Origin of the sequence: Kluyvera genomosp. 2, assembly GCF_036759865.1 — a bacterium.
GTDB classification, from domain to species: domain Bacteria; phylum Pseudomonadota; class Gammaproteobacteria; order Enterobacterales; family Enterobacteriaceae; genus Kluyvera; species Kluyvera ascorbata_B.
This window is the reverse complement of the sequence record NZ_JAPKIA010000019.1, coordinates 85,353-101,918: the sequence shown is the minus strand read 5'-3', so window position 1 is coordinate 101,918 and position 16,566 is coordinate 85,353. Positions and strand designations below refer to the sequence as shown.

14 protein-coding genes are annotated in these 16,566 nt (G+C 57.1%); 9 read left to right on the top strand and 5 right to left on the bottom strand.

What is annotated here, in order from left to right:
* Window positions 1-97 precede the first annotated feature (97 nt).
* Window positions 98-550: a YhcH/YjgK/YiaL family protein gene (locus V6942_RS19425; RefSeq protein WP_106927596.1), complete on the bottom strand. Its 453-nt coding sequence runs from the start codon at window positions 548-550 to the stop codon at window positions 98-100.
* A gap of 261 nt (window positions 551-811) precedes the next feature.
* Here V6942_RS19425 and V6942_RS19420 point away from each other — a divergent pair, with 261 nt between their 5' ends.
* From V6942_RS19420 to ridA, 4 genes are all read left to right on the top strand, one after another.
* Window positions 812-916 carry a pyrBI operon leader peptide gene (locus V6942_RS19420; protein WP_072351778.1) on the top strand — a complete coding sequence of 35 codons (105 nt, stop codon included), beginning with the start codon at window positions 812-814 and terminating at the stop codon, window positions 914-916.
* 36 nt (window positions 917-952) lie between these two features.
* The gene (gene pyrB / locus V6942_RS19415) at window positions 953-1,888 is read left to right on the top strand and encodes an aspartate carbamoyltransferase (protein WP_106927594.1); all 936 of its coding nucleotides are present in this window, start codon (window positions 953-955) and stop codon (window positions 1,886-1,888) included.
* Window positions 1,889-1,900: 12 nt separating this feature from the next.
* The gene (gene pyrI, locus V6942_RS19410) at window positions 1,901-2,362 is read left to right on the top strand and encodes an aspartate carbamoyltransferase regulatory subunit (RefSeq protein ID WP_333501685.1); all 462 of its coding nucleotides are present in this window, start codon (window positions 1,901-1,903) and stop codon (window positions 2,360-2,362) included.
* Between the two features lie 73 nt (window positions 2,363-2,435).
* Entirely contained in the window at window positions 2,436-2,822 is a 387-nt protein-coding gene (ridA, locus tag V6942_RS19405; RefSeq protein ID WP_000047540.1) for a 2-iminobutanoate/2-iminopropanoate deaminase, read from the top strand.
* A gap of 160 nt (window positions 2,823-2,982) precedes the next feature.
* Here ridA and mgtA read toward each other — a convergent pair whose 3' ends face one another.
* Together mgtA and mgtL are read right to left on the bottom strand one after the other, a co-directional pair.
* Complete coding sequence (gene mgtA / locus V6942_RS19400) at window positions 2,983-5,691, bottom strand: magnesium-translocating P-type ATPase (RefSeq protein ID WP_333501684.1); 2,709 nt, start codon at window positions 5,689-5,691, stop codon at window positions 2,983-2,985.
* A 150-nt stretch (window positions 5,692-5,841) separates the two neighbouring features.
* Entirely contained in the window at window positions 5,842-5,892 is a 51-nt protein-coding gene (gene mgtL, locus V6942_RS23495) for a mgtA regulatory leader peptide MgtL (protein ID WP_219906270.1), read from the bottom strand.
* Between the two features lie 156 nt (window positions 5,893-6,048).
* On the opposite strand from mgtL, the gene treR reads away from it, so the two are divergent.
* The 5 genes from treR to nrdG all read left to right on the top strand — a co-directional run bounded on the left by treR (window position 6,049) and on the right by nrdG (window position 13,420).
* Window positions 6,049-6,996 (top strand): trehalose operon repressor TreR, encoded by a 948-nt coding sequence (gene treR / locus V6942_RS19395; protein ID WP_106927588.1) that lies wholly within the window; start codon window positions 6,049-6,051, stop codon window positions 6,994-6,996.
* A 194-nt stretch (window positions 6,997-7,190) separates the two neighbouring features.
* Window positions 7,191-8,612, top strand: coding sequence for a PTS trehalose transporter subunit IIBC (gene treB / locus V6942_RS19390; RefSeq protein WP_106927586.1), 1,422 nt, complete (start codon window positions 7,191-7,193; stop codon window positions 8,610-8,612).
* A 57-nt stretch (window positions 8,613-8,669) separates the two neighbouring features.
* The gene (treC, locus tag V6942_RS19385; RefSeq protein WP_333501683.1) at window positions 8,670-10,325 is read left to right on the top strand and encodes an alpha,alpha-phosphotrehalase; all 1,656 of its coding nucleotides are present in this window, start codon (window positions 8,670-8,672) and stop codon (window positions 10,323-10,325) included.
* Window positions 10,326-10,709: 384 nt separating this feature from the next.
* The gene (gene nrdD / locus V6942_RS19380; protein ID WP_182928407.1) at window positions 10,710-12,848 is read left to right on the top strand and encodes an anaerobic ribonucleoside-triphosphate reductase; all 2,139 of its coding nucleotides are present in this window, start codon (window positions 10,710-10,712) and stop codon (window positions 12,846-12,848) included.
* A 107-nt stretch (window positions 12,849-12,955) separates the two neighbouring features.
* On the top strand, window positions 12,956-13,420 hold the full coding sequence (gene nrdG / locus V6942_RS19375) for an anaerobic ribonucleoside-triphosphate reductase-activating protein (RefSeq protein WP_333501682.1): 465 nt from the start codon (window positions 12,956-12,958) through the stop codon (window positions 13,418-13,420).
* A 17-nt stretch (window positions 13,421-13,437) separates the two neighbouring features.
* On the opposite strand, the gene V6942_RS19370 is transcribed toward nrdG, so the two are convergent.
* Both V6942_RS19370 and V6942_RS19365 read right to left on the bottom strand, forming a co-directional pair.
* Window positions 13,438-15,351, bottom strand: coding sequence for a BglG family transcription antiterminator (locus V6942_RS19370; RefSeq protein ID WP_106927578.1), 1,914 nt, complete (start codon window positions 15,349-15,351; stop codon window positions 13,438-13,440).
* Between the two features lie 22 nt (window positions 15,352-15,373).
* Window positions 15,374-16,525, bottom strand: coding sequence for a lactonase family protein (locus V6942_RS19365; protein ID WP_333501681.1), 1,152 nt, complete (start codon window positions 16,523-16,525; stop codon window positions 15,374-15,376).
* Window positions 16,526-16,566 lie beyond the last annotated feature (41 nt).

The following is a 16,566-nucleotide window of genomic DNA, read 5'->3' as shown; positions in this document are numbered from 1 at the left end:
CTCTGCGGGTGGTAGGCCGGATAAGGCGGAACGTCGCCATCCGGCTTGACCACCGCATCGTGCCTGATGGCGCTACGCTTATCAGGCCGACTTATCTTCACGCCACCAGCAGTTTCACCACCAGCTTACGCACCTTCGCCGGCGCGCCCACGGCACACAGCGGTTTGTGCACTTCTCCCGGGTAAAACACCACGAAATCACCTTCGCTCATGACCACCATTTTTTCCTGCACGCCTTCCGGCAGGAACGCAATGTCTTTGTCCGCTAACCAGTCGGTATCCGGTTTACCCGCAGGCTGGGTGCTGAACGCCATGCCTTCCTGGCCGCTCAGTACGACCTGAATATCCAGGTAACGGGCGTGGTACTCTGCACGGCGGTCGGCAAACGGCTCGGTCATGTTTTCAGACACCATATAGAACAGGCGGCTGCCGTCGATATCGTATTTCCCTTCCGGGGTTTCAGCGGTGACGTTCGCCTTAATGTGGGCAATTGCCTGACGCAGTTCTTCCGGCAGCCAGGGCTGCACATTATGGATATTGCCAATAATCATCGTTCACTCCGCAAATAAAACAATGTTTCAATTTTCAGTTGTTATACGTAAATTTGCGATACCATACCAGCACTTTTTATCCTGTTATTACCATCCTGCCGGTTTAGCGCACACTTTGCCCCCCGTCGAAATATGAATCAATATGCACATTTTCAGCATATTTAAGGTATGAGAATCGTTTTCGTTGATTAAAGTGTGAATTCACCGCTTGATCGCCTACTAAAGCTGCGTATAATGCGACCCGTTTTGCCGGGAGGAATTATGGTTCAGTGTGTACGACATCGCGTCTTACCGCGTCTGAAAACAGACGCTGGCCTGCCGTTTTTCCTTTCCGTTGCATCCGTATTCGTAAAGCCCCTTATTTAAGGGGCTTTTTTTTTGCGCCGTCGTCAGGAGATAACCATGGCTAATCCGCTGTATCAAAAACACATCATTTCCATAAACGATCTCAGCCGCGAAGACCTTGAACTGGTTTTGGCGACCGCCGCTAAACTGAAAGCGAACCCACAGCCGGAGTTACTCAAGCATAAGGTTATCGCCAGCTGCTTCTTCGAAGCCTCGACGCGTACCCGTCTCTCCTTCGAAACCTCAATGCACCGCCTGGGCGCCAGCGTGGTCGGCTTCTCCGACAGCGCCAATACCTCACTCGGCAAAAAGGGCGAAACGCTGGCCGACACCATTTCGGTGATCAGCACCTATGTTGATGCCATCGTCATGCGCCACCCTCAGGAAGGCGCAGCACGTCTGGCAACCGAGTTTTCCGGCGGTGTTCCGGTGCTCAACGCTGGCGATGGCGCGAACCAACACCCGACCCAGACGCTGCTGGATCTGTTTACCATTCAGGAAACCCAGGGCCGTCTTGAGAACCTCAACATCGCAATGGTCGGTGACCTGAAGTACGGCCGCACCGTGCACTCACTCACCCAGGCGCTGGCGAAATTTAACGGCAACCGTTTCTACTTCATTGCCCCGGATGCGCTGGCCATGCCGCAGTACATCCTCGATATGCTCGACGAGAAAGGCATCGCCTGGAGCCTGCACAGCGCGATTGAGGAAGTGATGGCTGAAGTGGACATTCTCTACATGACCCGCGTACAGAAAGAGCGCCTCGATCCGTCGGAGTACGCCAACGTGAAAGCGCAGTTCGTGCTGCGCGCCGCCGACCTGACCGGTGCGCGCGACAACATGAAGGTGCTGCACCCGCTACCGCGCATTGATGAAATCACCACGGATGTCGATAAAACGCCGCACGCCTGGTACTTCCAGCAGGCCGGCAACGGCATCTTCGCCCGCCAGGCGTTACTGGCACTGGTACTGAATAGCGAACTGGCTCTATAAGGGGAAATGACGATGACACACGACAATAAATTGCAGGTAGAAGCCATCAAACGTGGCACCGTAATCGACCATATCCCGGCGCAGGTCGGCTTTAAGCTGCTGACGCTGTTCAAACTGACCGAAACCTACCAGCGCATCACCATCGGCCTGAACCTGCCGTCCGGCGAAATGGGCCGTAAAGACCTGATCAAAATCGAAAATACCTTCCTGACCGACGAGCAGGTGAACCAGCTGTCGCTGTACGCGCCGCAGGCGACCGTTAACCGCATCGACAACTATGAAGTGGTCGGCAAATCACGTCCTAGCCTGCCGGCGCGTATTGATAGCGTGCTGGTATGCCCGAACAGCAACTGCATCAGCCATGCCGAACCGGTTTCATCCAGTTTTGCAGTGAAAAAACGTGCCGATGACGTTGCACTCAAATGCAAATACTGCGAAAAAGAGTTTTCTCATTATGTGGTGCTGGCCAACTAATTGCGGTTGGTATTGGTTTTACGCGTCCCTATAATGGCTACGACCTAATTACTGCAGTTCATCTGGAGATATCATGAGCAAAACTATTGCGACGGAAAATGCACCAGCCGCTATCGGCCCTTACGTTCAGGGCGTTGACCTGGGCAGCATGATCATCACTTCCGGTCAGATCCCGGTTGACCCAAAAACCGGTAGCGTGCCGGAAGACGTGTCCGCACAGGCACGTCAGTCGCTGGATAACGTGAAAGCTATCGTTGAAGCCGCAGGCCTGAAAGTAGGCGACATTGTGAAAACCACCGTATTCGTAAAAGATCTCAACGATTTCGCGACCGTTAACGCCACCTACGAAGCGTTCTTCACCGAGCACAACGCCACCTTCCCGGCACGTTCTTGCGTCGAAGTGGCGCGTCTGCCGAAAGACGTGAAGATTGAAATCGAAGCGATTGCCGTTCGTCGCTAATTTCAATGCAGCATAAAGAAAAGGCAGCCGATGGCTGCCTTTTTTGTTTGGTACGGTATTTTCAACAAGCCCCCTGTAGGCCGGATAAGGCGAAGCCGCCATCCGGCAACCTGCGCCATTCTGCCTGATGGCGCTTCGCTTATCAGGCCTACAATCGAGGTTACTGCCAGCCGTAGCGGCGGGTGAAGAACCCTTTCACCATCTGCGTGAAGGTCATGTAGCCCACCAGAATCGCCACCAGCCACGGGAAGTAGCTCAGCGGTAATGCTTCTAATTGCAGATAGCCTGCCAGCGGCGAGAACGGCAGCGCGATGCCCACGGCCATCACCAGCAGCGTCATCGCAAACAGCGGCCACGCGGCGCGGCTCTGTACGAACGGAATGCGGCGGGTACGAATCATGTGCACAATCAGCGTCTGCGACAGCAGCCCTTCGATAAACCAACCGGACTGGAACAGCGTCTGCATTTCCGGGGTATTGGCCTTAAACACCCACCACATCAAACAGAAGGTCAGAATGTCAAAGATGGAGCTGATCGGCCCGAAGAACACCATAAAGCGGCCGAGATCCGCCGGATTCCAGCGCTGGGGTTTACGAATCTGTTCGTCATCCACGTTATCAAACGGCAGCGCCACCTGGGATATATCGTACAGCAGGTTCTGAATCAGTAAGTGTAACGGCAGCATCGGCAGGAACGGCAGGAAGGCGCTGGCCACCAGCACGCTGAAGACGTTACCGAAGTTAGAGCTGGCGGTCATCTTGATGTACTTGAGCATATTCGAGAAGGTACGACGGCCTTCGATCACGCCCTCTTCCAGCACCATCAGGCTCTTTTCCAGCAGGATGATATCGGCCGCTTCACGGGCGATGTCCACCGCGCCGTCCACGGAAATACCAATATCCGCCGCGCGCAGCGCAGGCGCATCGTTGATGCCATCGCCCATAAAGCCCACCACGTGCCCTTCGCGTTTCAGCAGGGTGACAATGCGCTCTTTATGCATCGGGGTCAGGCGAGCAAACAGCGTGGTGCGCTGGGCAAGCTTCGCGAGCTCGTCATCGCTCAGGTGTTCAATCTCGCTACCGACAATCACATCACCCGCATCCAGCCCCACTTCGTGGCACACTTTCGCCGCCACCAGTTCGCTGTCACCGGTGAGAATTTTCACGGTGATGCCGCTGGCCTTGAGCGCCTTGAGCGCCGGTGCGGTGGTCTCTTTCGGCGGATCGAGGAACGCGATGTAGCCCTCGAGGATCAGATCCGATTCATCAATGCGCTGATAGTCGCCTTCGCGAGCCGGGAGATATTTGCTCGCCACCGCGACCACGCGCAGCCCCTGACGGTTCAGGGTATCGGTCACGCGTTTGATGCGGCGTAGCATGGTCTCATCCAGCGGCACAATTTCGCCGTTGTGATACACCTGAGTACAGACGTTCAGGATCTCCTGCAGCGCCCCTTTGCAAATCAGCTTATGTACGTCCGGCTTTTCACTCACCACCACCGACATGCGGCGGCGTTCGAAATCAAACGGGATCTCATCCACTTTCTGCCAGGCGGTAGACAGCTCGCGGGCCGCCACTTCATCGACCCCTTCCAGCACCGCGGTATCCAGCAGGTTTTTCAGCCCGGTCTGATAGTGGCTGTTGAGCCACGCCGTTTGCAGCACACGTTCGCTCACCTTGCCGGAGATATCGGTGTGGTTCTCCAGCACGATTTTGTCCTGAGTCAGCGTACCGGTTTTATCGGTGCACAGAATATCCATTGCGCCAAAGTTCTGAATGGCGTCGAGGTGCTTGACGATCACTTTCTGTTTCGACAGCTTCACCGCGCCGCGCGCCAGCGTCGAGGTGACGATCATCGGCAGCATTTCCGGCGTCAGGCCAACGGCGACGGAAAGGGCAAACAGCGCCGCTTCCCACCAGTCGCCTTTGGTATAACCGTTGATCACCAACACAATTGGCGCCATCACCAGCATAAAGCGGATCAGCAGCATACTGACGCGGCTGATGCCCTTCTGGAAGGCGTTCGGCTCGCTCTCCTGCTCGCTCACGCGACCGGCCAGTTGCCCAAACCAGGTGTTGGCCCCGGTGGCAATCACCATCGCCTGCGCGGTGCCGCTCACCACGTTAGTGCCCATAAAGCACAGGGTGTCGCATTCCAGCGGGTTAGTTTGCTGCGGCTCTCGGGTACGCGCCACCTTCTCTACCGGCAGCGATTCACCGGTTAGCGAAGCCTGCGCGACGAACAGATCGCGCGCCTGAATCACACGCAGATCGGCGGGGATCATATCGCCAGCCGCCAGCTTAATGATGTCGCCCGGCACCAGCTGGTCGATGGGCAGTTCAACCCAGCTACTCTCGCCCTTTTCATTGATAACGCGCAGTACCGTCGCGGTGTTGCTGACCATCGCTTTCAGGGTATCGGCGGCTTTGGTTGAGCGCGCTTCCTGAACGAAATTGAGCAGCGTGGAAATGCCCACCATCAGCACAATCACGCCAGCAGCAAACAGATCTTCAGTCGCATAGGAAACGGCGGCCAGTACGGTCAGCAGGATGTTGAACGGGTTGCGATAGCACAGCCACAGATGCACCCACCACGGCTGCGGCTGCTGTGCCGGCAGCTGGTTTTCACCATGGGCAGCGCGCGCCTGCTCAACTTCGGCGGCATTCAGCCCTTCCGGATGACTATGAAACGCCTGCCACAGCTCGCGCTCGCTGAGCTGAGCCATTTTCAGGCAGTGCTCGCTAAGCGACGGTGGAATCGGCGTATTGGCGACGCTTTGCTGAGTGGGCATCGGATCGCGCTGGACTAAACGGCGCGGCAAATGGCGGCCAAGCTGTGCAAACAGCTGCCGGGTTAAATTTTTCAGCATACAAAATCCCCCTGCGACTACCGCTGGCAGACGCAGTCAGACCCACGGGTACAGTCAATCTGTACCGCACAGGCACTCAATTTTTATTGCAGGGACACGATTGTGGAATGTCACTGCCTCACGTCATCGGCAAGGCAGCGCAATACTGACTTACCGGTAGGTTACTCTCCAGCACGAGAGAGGTGTGGGATCGGGATCCATAAAGCCTCCGGTAAGGTTGATGAAATAAAACGCCGCGAATTATACGCAGAAAATCATAAGTTTTGTGACTATTTGAGCGATATAATAACGGCAAGTCATTCAACAACACGTCAACCATCCGGTCTGACGGTAAAAATATTCACGCGGGGCAACGCTATGCAAGATCGGCTGACTATCAAAGATATCGCTCGCCTGAGTGGTGTTGGCAAATCAACCGTGTCCCGCGTGCTGAACAACGAAAGCGGCGTCAGCGAACGCACCCGCGAGCGCGTTGAAGCGGTAATGATGCAACACGGTTTCTCCCCTTCCCGCTCCGCGCGCGCCATGCGCGGGCAAAGCGATAAAGTGGTCGCCATCATCGTTACGCGTCTGGATTCGCTCTCTGAAAATCTGGCGGTGCAAACCATGCTGCCCGCATTCTACGAGCAGGGCTACGACCCGATCATGATGGAAAGCCAGTTCTCGCCAGAGAAAGTGGCGGAGCATCTGGCGATGCTGAAGCGCCGCAATATCGACGGCGTCATTCTGTTTGGTTTTACCGGCGTCAATGAAGAGACGCTGGCCAACTGGCAGCCCTCTCTGGTACTCATTGCCCGCGACGCCAGCGGCTTCTCTTCCGTCTGCTATGACGATAACGGTGCCATCACGCAGTTGATGCAGCGACTGTATAAACAGGGGCATCGTCATATCAGCTTCCTCGGCGTGCCGACCAGCGACGTCACCACTGGCCAGCGCCGTTACGATGCCTATCAGGACTTCTGCCAGCGTCATCAGCTGACACCGGTCGCCGCGCTGCCCGGCCTGGCGATGAAACAGGGCTACGACTTCGCCCGCCAGGTACTCACCCCAGAGACCACCGCACTCATTTGCGCTACCGATACGCTGGCTCTGGGCGCCAGCAAGTACCTGCAAGAGCAGCGCATCAATAGCGTGCAGCTGGCGAGCGTTGGTAATACTCCGCTCACCAAGTTCCTGCACCCGGAAATTATTACCGTCGATCCCGGCTACGCCGAGGCTGGACGCCGCGCCGCAGAGCAGCTGGTTACCCTGATCGGCGGGCGCAGCGAGCCGAAACAGATAGTGATCCCCGCCGTTCTCGCCTAAGCGTAATGTCAGCTTTAGTGTGATCGTTGCAACGTTTCGGGAACGTTCCCATTCTCCATAAACGATAAACCCGCTACGCTTATATTCAGCGTATTACTCACGATTCATATCCTGAGCCCGTCCGATCGCCAGCGTAACGGCAGTCTGCATTGACGGCTATCGGGGAGATCTTATCTCTGTTTGAAGGCCCTATCATGAGCAAAAAAATAGACCAAAAGAACATCGATAAACTTATCGAACTGGTCGGCGGACGCGACAATATCGCGACCGTCAGCCACTGCATCACGCGCCTGCGCTTTGTGCTGAACGATCCGGCCAAAGCCTCCCCGAAAGCCATTGAAGAATTGCCGATGGTGAAGGGCTGCTTTACCAACGCAGGGCAGTTCCAGGTCGTTATCGGCACCGAAGTAGGCGACTACTATCAAGCTTTACTGGCGACCACCGGGCAAAAAGAGGCGGATAAAGAACAGGCCAAGCTGGCAGCACGCCAGAATATGAAATGGCACGAGCAGTTAATTTCCCACTTTGCGGAAATCTTCTTCCCGCTGCTGCCGGCGCTGATCAGCGGGGGTCTGATCTTAGGCTTCCGCAACGTCATCGGCGACCTGCCGATGAGCAACGGCCAGACGCTGGCGCAGATGCATCCGTCGCTGCAAACCATTTATGACTTCTTATGGCTGATTGGCGAAGCCATCTTCTTCTACCTGCCGGTAGGCATCTGCTGGTCGGCGGTGAAGAAAATGGGCGGTACGCCGATTCTCGGCATCGTGCTGGGCGTCACCCTGGTGTCACCGCAGCTGATGAACGCCTACATGCTGGGGCAGCAGGTACCGGAAGTGTGGAACTTCGGCCTGTTTACCATTGCCAAAGTCGGCTACCAGGCTCAGGTCATCCCGGCGCTGCTGGCAGGCCTGACGCTCGGCTTTATTGAGACGCGCCTGAAACGCATCGTGCCTGACTACCTGTACCTGGTGATCGTGCCGGTGTGTTCCATCATTCTCGCCGTATTCCTTGCTCACGCCATCATCGGCCCGTTCGGCCGCTGGATTGGCGACGGCGTGGCCTTTGCCGTTCGTCACCTGATGACCGGCAGCTTCGCGCCAATTGGCGCCGCGCTGTTTGGCTTCCTGTATGCGCCGCTGGTGATTACCGGCGTGCACCAGACTACGCTGGCGATTGATATGCAGATGATCCAGAGCATGGGCGGCACCCCGGTATGGCCGATGATTGCCCTGTCTAACATCGCACAGGCTTCTGCGGTTGTCGGCATCATCATTTGCAGCCGTAAGGCGAATGAACGTGAGATCTCCGTCCCGGCGGCCATTTCCGCCTACCTTGGCGTCACCGAACCGGCGATGTACGGGATCAACCTGAAGTATCGCTTCCCGATGCTCTGCGCCATGATTGGCTCCGGCATCGCCGGCCTGCTGTGCGGCCTGTATGGCGTGATGGCGAACGGTATCGGCGTCGGCGGCCTGCCGGGCATTCTGTCCATTAAACCGGCCTTCTGGGGCATCTACAGCCTTGCGATGATTATCGCCGTCGTGGTGCCCATCCTTCTGACCATGGCGGTGTACAAACGCAAGCTGCGTCAGGGCACGCTGCCGGTCGCGTAAATCTCAACTCTGTTCGGGGCGCAATTGCGCCCCTTCGCCTTCTTAAAGGACAATCCCATGAATACACTTCCCCACTGGTGGCAAAACGGCGTTATCTACCAGATTTACCCGAAGAGCTTTCAGGACACCACCGGCCGCGGCACGGGAGATCTGCGCGGTGTGACGTCTCGTCTCGACTACCTGCAAAAACTCGGCATCGACGCCATCTGGCTGACCCCGTTCTACGTCTCACCGCAGGTCGACAACGGTTATGACGTCGCCAACTATACGGCGATCGATCCGTCTTACGGTACGCTCGACGACTTCGATCAACTGGTTGCCGAGGCGCACCAGCGCGGTATCCGCATCGTGCTCGACATGGTGTTGAATCACACCTCAACGCATCACGCATGGTTCAAAGAATCGCGTAAAAAAGAGAGCCCTTACCGCTCGTTTTACATCTGGCGCGACGGTACGCCGGACACGCCGCCGAACAACTGGCGTTCCAAGTTTGGCGGTAACGCCTGGCAGTGGGACGCCGAGAGCGGCCAGTACTATCTGCACCTGTTCGCCACCGAGCAGGCGGACCTCAACTGGGAAAACGACGCGGTGCGCGCCGAGCTGAAAAAGGTCTGCGAGTTCTGGGCCGATCGCGGCGTCGACGGCCTGCGTCTCGACGTCGTCAACCTGATCTCCAAGGATCAATCCTTCCCGGACGACCATCAGGGTGACGGCCGCCGCTTCTATACCGATGGCCCACGCGCCCATGAATTCCTCCAGGAGTTCAGCCGCGACGTCTTTACCCCGCGCCAGCTGATGACCGTCGGCGAGATGTCCTCAACCTCTCTGGAAAATTGTCAGCAGTACGCCTCGCTCGACGGTAAAGAGCTGTCGATGACGTTCAATTTCCACCACCTCAAGGTCGACTACCCGGGCGGCGAGAAGTGGACGCTGGCGCGCCCGGACTACGTCGCGCTGAAAACCCTGTTCAGCCACTGGCAGCAGGGAATGCACAACCTGGCGTGGAACGCGCTGTTCTGGTGTAACCACGACCAGCCGCGCATCGTCTCGCGCTTTGGCGATGAAGGCGAGCACCGCGTCACCGCCGCCAAAATGCTCGCGATGGTGCTACACGGCATGCAGGGCACGCCGTATATCTATCAGGGCGAAGAGATTGGCATGACCAACCCGCATTTCGCTACGATTGAGCAGTATCGCGACGTAGAAAGCCACAATATGTACGCCGAGCGGCTGGCAGAGGGGCAACGCGCCGATGAGCTGCTGGCGATCCTGGCCAGCAAATCACGCGACAACAGCCGCACGCCGATGCAGTGGGATGCCAGCACCAACGCCGGCTTTACCCGCGGCGAACCGTGGATTGGCGTCTGCGATAATTACGCCGACATCAACGTTGAGCGCGCGCTGGCCGATCCGCATTCGGTGTTCTATGCCTACCAGCAGCTGATTGCGCTGCGCAAGTCGCAGCCGGTGCTGACCTGGGGTGACTATCAGGATCTGCTGCCAGAACATCCTTCTCTGTGGTGCTACCGCCGTCAGTGGCAAGGGCAAACGCTGCTGGTGCTTGCCAACCTCAGCGGTGAGCACCAGACGTGGCAGCCAACGGAAGACCTTGCCGATGCGCGCGTGCTGATGAGCAACTACGACGATGCCGCAGCCTCCCCTACCGCCATCACCCTGCGTCCGTTTGAAGCTATCTGGTGGCTTCAGGGCTAAGCATCCTGCCCGGTAGCGCTGTGCTGCCGGGCCTGCCTGCATCTCGCTGTTTCCACGCCCTTTTCTGGACATTTATTGCGCAATAAAATTTACATAATCCATAACGCCTGCCATATGTACTCTCGCATTTTTACTTTGTCCTGAATCAATAAAAGCGCAAACAAGTTTGATGCAAATCACTACATATAGAACTTAAAATGCACCCCGGCCCAACATATGGTGTTTATCGACTATTATTGCCACAATGAGAATTACCAAAAAATAGCCGGTATGTGGATAACCTGGGCCGCGAGTGGGGGAAAGTATTGGTTAATAGCACCATTACGCCATTCACCGTTTTCCCACTTCTGTGGATAACCTGTTCTTATAAATAATGGAGTGATCATGACACCGCATGTGATGAAACGAGATGGCTGTAAAGTGCCGTTCAAATCAGAGCGCATCAAAGAAGCAATTCTGCGTGCAGCTAAAGCAGCGGGAGTCGATGACGCAGATTATTGCGCCACCGTCGCAGCAATCGTAAGCCAACAAATGCAGGGCCAGGCGCAGGTTGATATCAACGAAATCCAGACCGCCGTTGAGAACCAGCTGATGTCCGGGCCGTACAAACAGCTGGCTCGTTCCTATATCGAATACCGCCACGACCGCGATAGCCAGCGCGAGAAGCGCGGCCGCCTGAACCAGGAAATTCGTGGTCTGGTCGAGCAGACCAACTCGGCGCTGCTCAACGAAAACGCCAACAAAGACAGTAAAGTCATCCCGACCCAGCGCGATCTGCTGGCCGGTATCGTCGCCAAGCACTACGCCCGCCAGCACCTGCTGCCGCATGACGTGGTGATGGCGCACGAGCGCGGCGTGATTCACTATCACGACCTCGACTACTCGCCGTTCTTCCCGATGTTCAACTGCATGTTGATCGATCTGAAAGGCATGCTGACGCTGGGCTTCAAAATGGGTAACGCGGAAATCGAGCCGCCGAAATCCATCTCGACCGCTACGGCGGTTACCGCACAAATCATCGCGCAGGTTGCCAGCCACATTTACGGCGGTACCACCATTAACCGTATTGATGAAGTGCTGGCGCCGTTCGTGACCGAAAGCTTCAACAAACACCGCAAAATTGCCGACGAATGGCAGATTCCAAACGCCGAAGAGTATGCGCGTACCCGCACCGAGAAAGAGTGCTACGACGCCTTCCAGTCACTGGAGTATGAAGTTAACACGCTGCATACCGCCAACGGCCAGACGCCGTTCGTGACTTTCGGTTTCGGCCTCGGCACCAGTTGGGAATCGCGCCTGATTCAGCAGTCCATTCTGCGTAACCGCATCGCGGGCCTCGGCAAAAATCGCAAAACTGCGGTGTTCCCGAAGCTGGTCTTCGCGATCCGCGACGGCCTGAACCACAAGCCTGGCGATGCCAACTACGACATTAAACAGCTGGCGCTGGAGTGCGCAAGCAAGCGCATGTACCCGGATATTCTCAACTACGATCAGGTGGTTAAAGTCACCGGTTCGTTTAAAACCCCGATGGGCTGCCGCAGCTTCCTCGGCGTGTGGGAAAACGAGAACGGCGAACAGGTACACGACGGGCGTAACAACCTGGGCGTGATCAGCCTGAACCTACCGCGCATCGCGCTGGAAGCCAAAGGTGACGAAGCGGCATTCTGGGCGCTGCTGGACGAGCGCCTGGTGCTGGCGCGTAAAGCGCTGATGACCCGCATTGCGCGTCTGGAAGGGGTGAAAGCCCGCGTGGCGCCAATCCTGTACATGGAAGGGGCGTGCGGCGTGCGCCTGAAAGCCGACGACGACGTATCCGAAATCTTCAAAAACGGCCGCGCATCTATTTCGCTGGGTTATATCGGCATCCACGAAACCATCAACGCGCTGTTCGGCAATCAGCATATGTACGACAGCGAAATGCTGCGTGAGAAAGGCGTGGCGATTGTTCAGCGTCTGCGCGATGCAGTTGACCAGTGGAAAGACGAAACCGGCTACGGCTTCAGCCTGTACAGCACGCCGAGCGAAAACCTCTGCGACCGCTTCTGCCGTCTCGACACCGCAGAATTTGGCGTGGTGGAAGGCGTGACGGATAAAGGCTACTACACCAACAGCTTCCACCTCGACGTGGAGAAAAAGGTTAACCCGTACGACAAGATCGACTTCGAAGCACCGTACCCACCGCTGGCCAACGGCGGCTTCATTTGCTACGGCGAGTACCCGAACATCCAACACAACCTGAAGGCGCTGGAAGACGTGTGGGATTACAGCTATCAGCACGTGCCGTACTACGGCACCAACACGCCGATCGACGAATGCTACGAGTGCGGCTTTACCGGTGAGTTCGAGTGCACCAGCAAAGGCTTCACCTGCCCGAAATGCGGTAACCACGACGCCGCCCGCGTCTCCGTTACCCGCCGCGTGTGCGGTTACCTCGGCAGCCCGGACGCGCGTCCGTTCAACGCCGGTAAGCAGGAAGAAGTTAAGCGCCGCGTTAAGCACCTGGGTAACGGGCAGCTCGGTTAAGGCCGAGCGGTTATCCCCTCACCCTAACCCTCTCCCCACAGGGGAGAGGGGACCGTTTTACCGCTCGCTGTACGGCCGTATGCTGGCCGAAAATCTGGAACGCGAAAATGAACTTCCATCAATATTACCCGGTTGATATCGTCAACGGCCCCGGCACGCGCTGCACGCTGTTTGTTTCCGGCTGCGTGCACGAATGCCCCGGCTGCTACAACAAGAGCACCTGGCGGGTGAACTCCGGCCAGCCGTTTACCGCCGAAATGGCCGACCGCATTATCGCCGACCTCAACGACACCCGCGTCAAGCGTCAGGGGATTTCGCTCTCCGGCGGCGACCCGCTGCATCCGCAGAACGTGCCGGAAATTCTCCAGCTGGTTCAGCGCATCCGCGCCGAATGCCCCGGCAAAGATATCTGGGTCTGGACCGGCTATAAGATTGACGAACTCGATGCCGCACAGAGGGAGGTCGTCAACCTTATCAACGTGCTGGTTGACGGTAAGTTTGTGCAGGATTTAAAAGACCCGTCGCTGATCTGGCGCGGCAGCAGTAATCAGGTGGTGCACCACCTGCGCTAATCGCTTTCGTCAGCCGTTTAAAACCGGCTGACGCACTCCATCGCCACCGTTTTAAACTCATCAAAACTGCGGGTGGCCGACAGCCGGGCCATGGCGCGCTCGCGCAGGAAGGTGACGAAAATATCGTAAATCGCCATCGCCTCTTCATACTCGCTTTTACTGATCGCCAGCAGGAAAATGATGTGGGCGGTTTCATCGCCCCAGGCAATACCGTCAGGCGCAATGACGGTGTAGACCACGGTCTTTTTCGCGAGCAGACCCAGCGCGTGCGGTAACGCAATGCCGTCGCCAAGCATCGTGCTGACTATCGCTTCACGCTCCACCACCGAGTCATAAAACTCCGCATCGACAAATCCTTCCTGCTGCAGCTGCTGACACAGCTCGGCAAACAGGCTTTGCTGGTCAAGCGGCCCGTCGATGACCCGGAAATGCGCGGCGTCAAAGTACTTATTCAGCATAAACGGACGCGTCCGATCCACCAGCACCAGCTTGCCAATTTGTTCCAGCTGATAGTCGGTTGGGAACGGGGCAATCGTCACAATCGGTTTGTCTTTTTCACTGATACGCACCGTCGAGATGACAAAGTCTTCGGCGATGGTCTCCCGCTGTTCGTAATCGCGCTGGGAGAGCGTGGCAGCAATTTCCACCTGCGGGTATTTGCGCTGCAAAATAGCCTCGATCATACGCGCCATCGCATTACCCGCATCACAAACCAGCAGCACCTTTGGCTGGCGCTGATAGCCAATGTTGTAATGGCGCTCAAGCCCTACGCCGATGTGCAGCACCAGAAAACCGATTTCGTTTTCGCTGATGGTATACGGCGTATATTTTCCCCAGCTCGATACCGCCGCCAGCGTCATATCCCACGCCATCGGGTAGTGCTGCTTAATATTATCGAGCAGCGGATTGGGGATCATTATCTGATAGCGCACGCGGGTGATCATCGTCTTGATATGGGTGAGCAGGTCAGCGTGCAGTTGGGCATCGTCCAGCAGGTTGTAGTTATACTGCTGGTTAATGTAGCGCAGGATGTAATTCACCAGCGCTTCGTCGTCGTCCGCGCTGATGGTTTCCGGGTCGACGTCCTGCACCTGGCGAGCGGCAAGATGCACGCAGAGCCAGGCTTCTTCCGCCGACGAAAAGGGCTTTCCCGCCAGCTGCTGCAGGGCGAGGGCAACCTCATGGGCAGCATCGCGCACGTTCTGCGCGACCTCTTCCGCGCTGAAATCCGCCAACGGAAAACCTTCACTTACCCGACGTACCGCCACGGCGCCGTACAGACAGATAAAGCGCTCGCCTTCATCGGTTACGCGAACATGATGGCGAGGTAATACCTCCTGCAGCACGCCTTCCAGCAGCGTGGGAACGCTCGCATCAAATACGCCTTCGTGAACCACCGGGTTTAACGCCCCTTGCTGGCTCAGCTCCCACAGTAAATCGGTCAGGCAGGCACGAATCGACACTTCGCTACCGAACAGCTTCATCCCATGGCGCGGGCGCGTCTCCAGCGTAAGCTGATAACGCGCGAGGCGCTCACGAACGTCGACCATGTCATTTTGTAGCGTTGCCCGGCTGACGAACCACTCATCGGCCAGGTCTTCCAGCTTAATGGAGAACGCTGAGGTCAAAAAGCGTACCAGCAGAAAATGCACGCGATCCTGGACGGTGCGGGGTATATGCAGCTGCGGCTTAGGCGCCGATGCTTCCAGCGCCTGATAGCGCGAAGGGTCGTCAATTTTCAGCTGATAACCGCTGCCGCGCGCGAGAACGAACTGTGCGCCGTACTGATGCAAAAGCGCGTTGAGCGCCGTAATATCGGCGCGCACGGTGCGGGTTGAAACCGACAGCCGCTGCGCCAGTTCGTCCTGGGGCAGCGTTTCGTTTTGCAGCAGAGTGAAGAGTTGCGCTAAACGTTGATTGGGAAATCGCATGTCGGTTCCTTGATGTTATGGCTTAAGGTTGAGCAGAAATCACCATCTGCGATGGGCTGCCTACCGGGGTATAGTCCGGTAAAAACGTCAGCCGGCCGTCCTTCGGCGCGACGCTAAAACGGGTAATATTATCACTACGCTGATTCATGACGTATAGCCAATGTCCTTGTTTATCAAGCGTTAGCGTTCGCGGATAGTCCCCGCGCGTCCAGATATCCTCTTGATGCGTCAGGCTGCCATCGGCCATCACGCTAAAGTGAGCGATGCTGTTATGCAGACGGTTAGCCACGTAGAGCTGCTTACCGTCCGGGCTCAGCACCAGGCCCGCAGCAAAGCTGGTGCCTTTGTACGCTTTCGGCAATGCCGAGATCGTTTTACCTTCACGCAGCACCCCGCTTTGTTTATCAAGGTGATAGAAAGTCAGCGTGGAAGCCTCTTCGTTAATCAACCAGAGTCCATCACCCGCAGGCGTAAAGACGAAGTGCCGCGGACCGGCCCCGGCGGAAGAGGCGGCGATAAACGGCGGATCGTTCGGCGTGAGCTTGCCGCTGGCGCTGTCCATGCGGTATTGGTAGAGACGATCCAACCCCAGATCGGTGGAGTAAACAAACTGCCCGCTCGGATCGGCGGCCACCATATGCGCATGCGGGCCGTTATGATCGCTGATAGCAAAGCTACCTTCGACGGCCGCCGCCGGGCGCGCAGCCCCCGCAGGACCTTGATCCTGATGCACATCCACCGCCTCGCCAAGGCTACCGTCCTCTTTCACCGGCAGGACGGCAATCGAGCCGCTGACATAGTTTGCCACCAGAAGATGACGGCCATTTGGCGTAAGCGAAAGATAAACCGGGCCCGCGCCGCCGGAAGCCACCTGATTCAGGCTGCTTAGCTCGCCGTTCGCGGCAATGCGCCACGCCTGCACCACGCCTTTTTCCACCTCGCTGGCGGCGTAAAGCGTTTTGCCATCCTGGCTGACGGTCAGCTGCGCAACGTTCGGTAGCGAACTAACGAGCGCTTTATCGCGCAGCTCGCCGGTTTTTCCATCGACGGTAAAACGATACAGACCTTCGCCGTTAGGGTTGTAGGTGCCCACCCAAGCGTACTGGGTCTGCGCGGCGGCGCTGGCGGCAAGCAGAGAGAGTGAAGCAACAAGCAGGTGACGAGCGGTTGGCATGGTGACTCCTTGATGGTTCGGTGGGGGTTTTCCCCCTCACC

Bases quoted from the DNA above. Each gene is read 5' to 3' on its own strand.
- V6942_RS19425 (WP_106927596.1), bottom strand. From the start codon at position 550: ATGATTATTGGCAATATCCATAATGTGCAGCCCTGGCTGCCGGAAGAA.
- V6942_RS19420 (WP_072351778.1), top strand. From the start codon at position 812: ATGGTTCAGTGTGTACGACATCGCGTCTTACCGCGTCTGAAAACAGAC.
- pyrB (WP_106927594.1), top strand. From the start codon at position 953: ATGGCTAATCCGCTGTATCAAAAACACATCATTTCCATAAACGATCTC.
- pyrI (WP_333501685.1), top strand. From the start codon at position 1,901: ATGACACACGACAATAAATTGCAGGTAGAAGCCATCAAACGTGGCACC.
- ridA (WP_000047540.1), top strand. From the start codon at position 2,436: ATGAGCAAAACTATTGCGACGGAAAATGCACCAGCCGCTATCGGCCCT.
- mgtA (WP_333501684.1), bottom strand. From the start codon at position 5,691: ATGCTGAAAAATTTAACCCGGCAGCTGTTTGCACAGCTTGGCCGCCAT.
- treR (WP_106927588.1), top strand. From the start codon at position 6,049: ATGCAAGATCGGCTGACTATCAAAGATATCGCTCGCCTGAGTGGTGTT.
- treB (WP_106927586.1), top strand. From the start codon at position 7,191: ATGAGCAAAAAAATAGACCAAAAGAACATCGATAAACTTATCGAACTG.
- treC (WP_333501683.1), top strand. From the start codon at position 8,670: ATGAATACACTTCCCCACTGGTGGCAAAACGGCGTTATCTACCAGATT.
- nrdD (WP_182928407.1), top strand. From the start codon at position 10,710: ATGACACCGCATGTGATGAAACGAGATGGCTGTAAAGTGCCGTTCAAA.
- nrdG (WP_333501682.1), top strand. From the start codon at position 12,956: ATGAACTTCCATCAATATTACCCGGTTGATATCGTCAACGGCCCCGGC.
- V6942_RS19370 (WP_106927578.1), bottom strand. From the start codon at position 15,351: ATGCGATTTCCCAATCAACGTTTAGCGCAACTCTTCACTCTGCTGCAA.
- V6942_RS19365 (WP_333501681.1), bottom strand. From the start codon at position 16,525: ATGCCAACCGCTCGTCACCTGCTTGTTGCTTCACTCTCTCTGCTTGCC.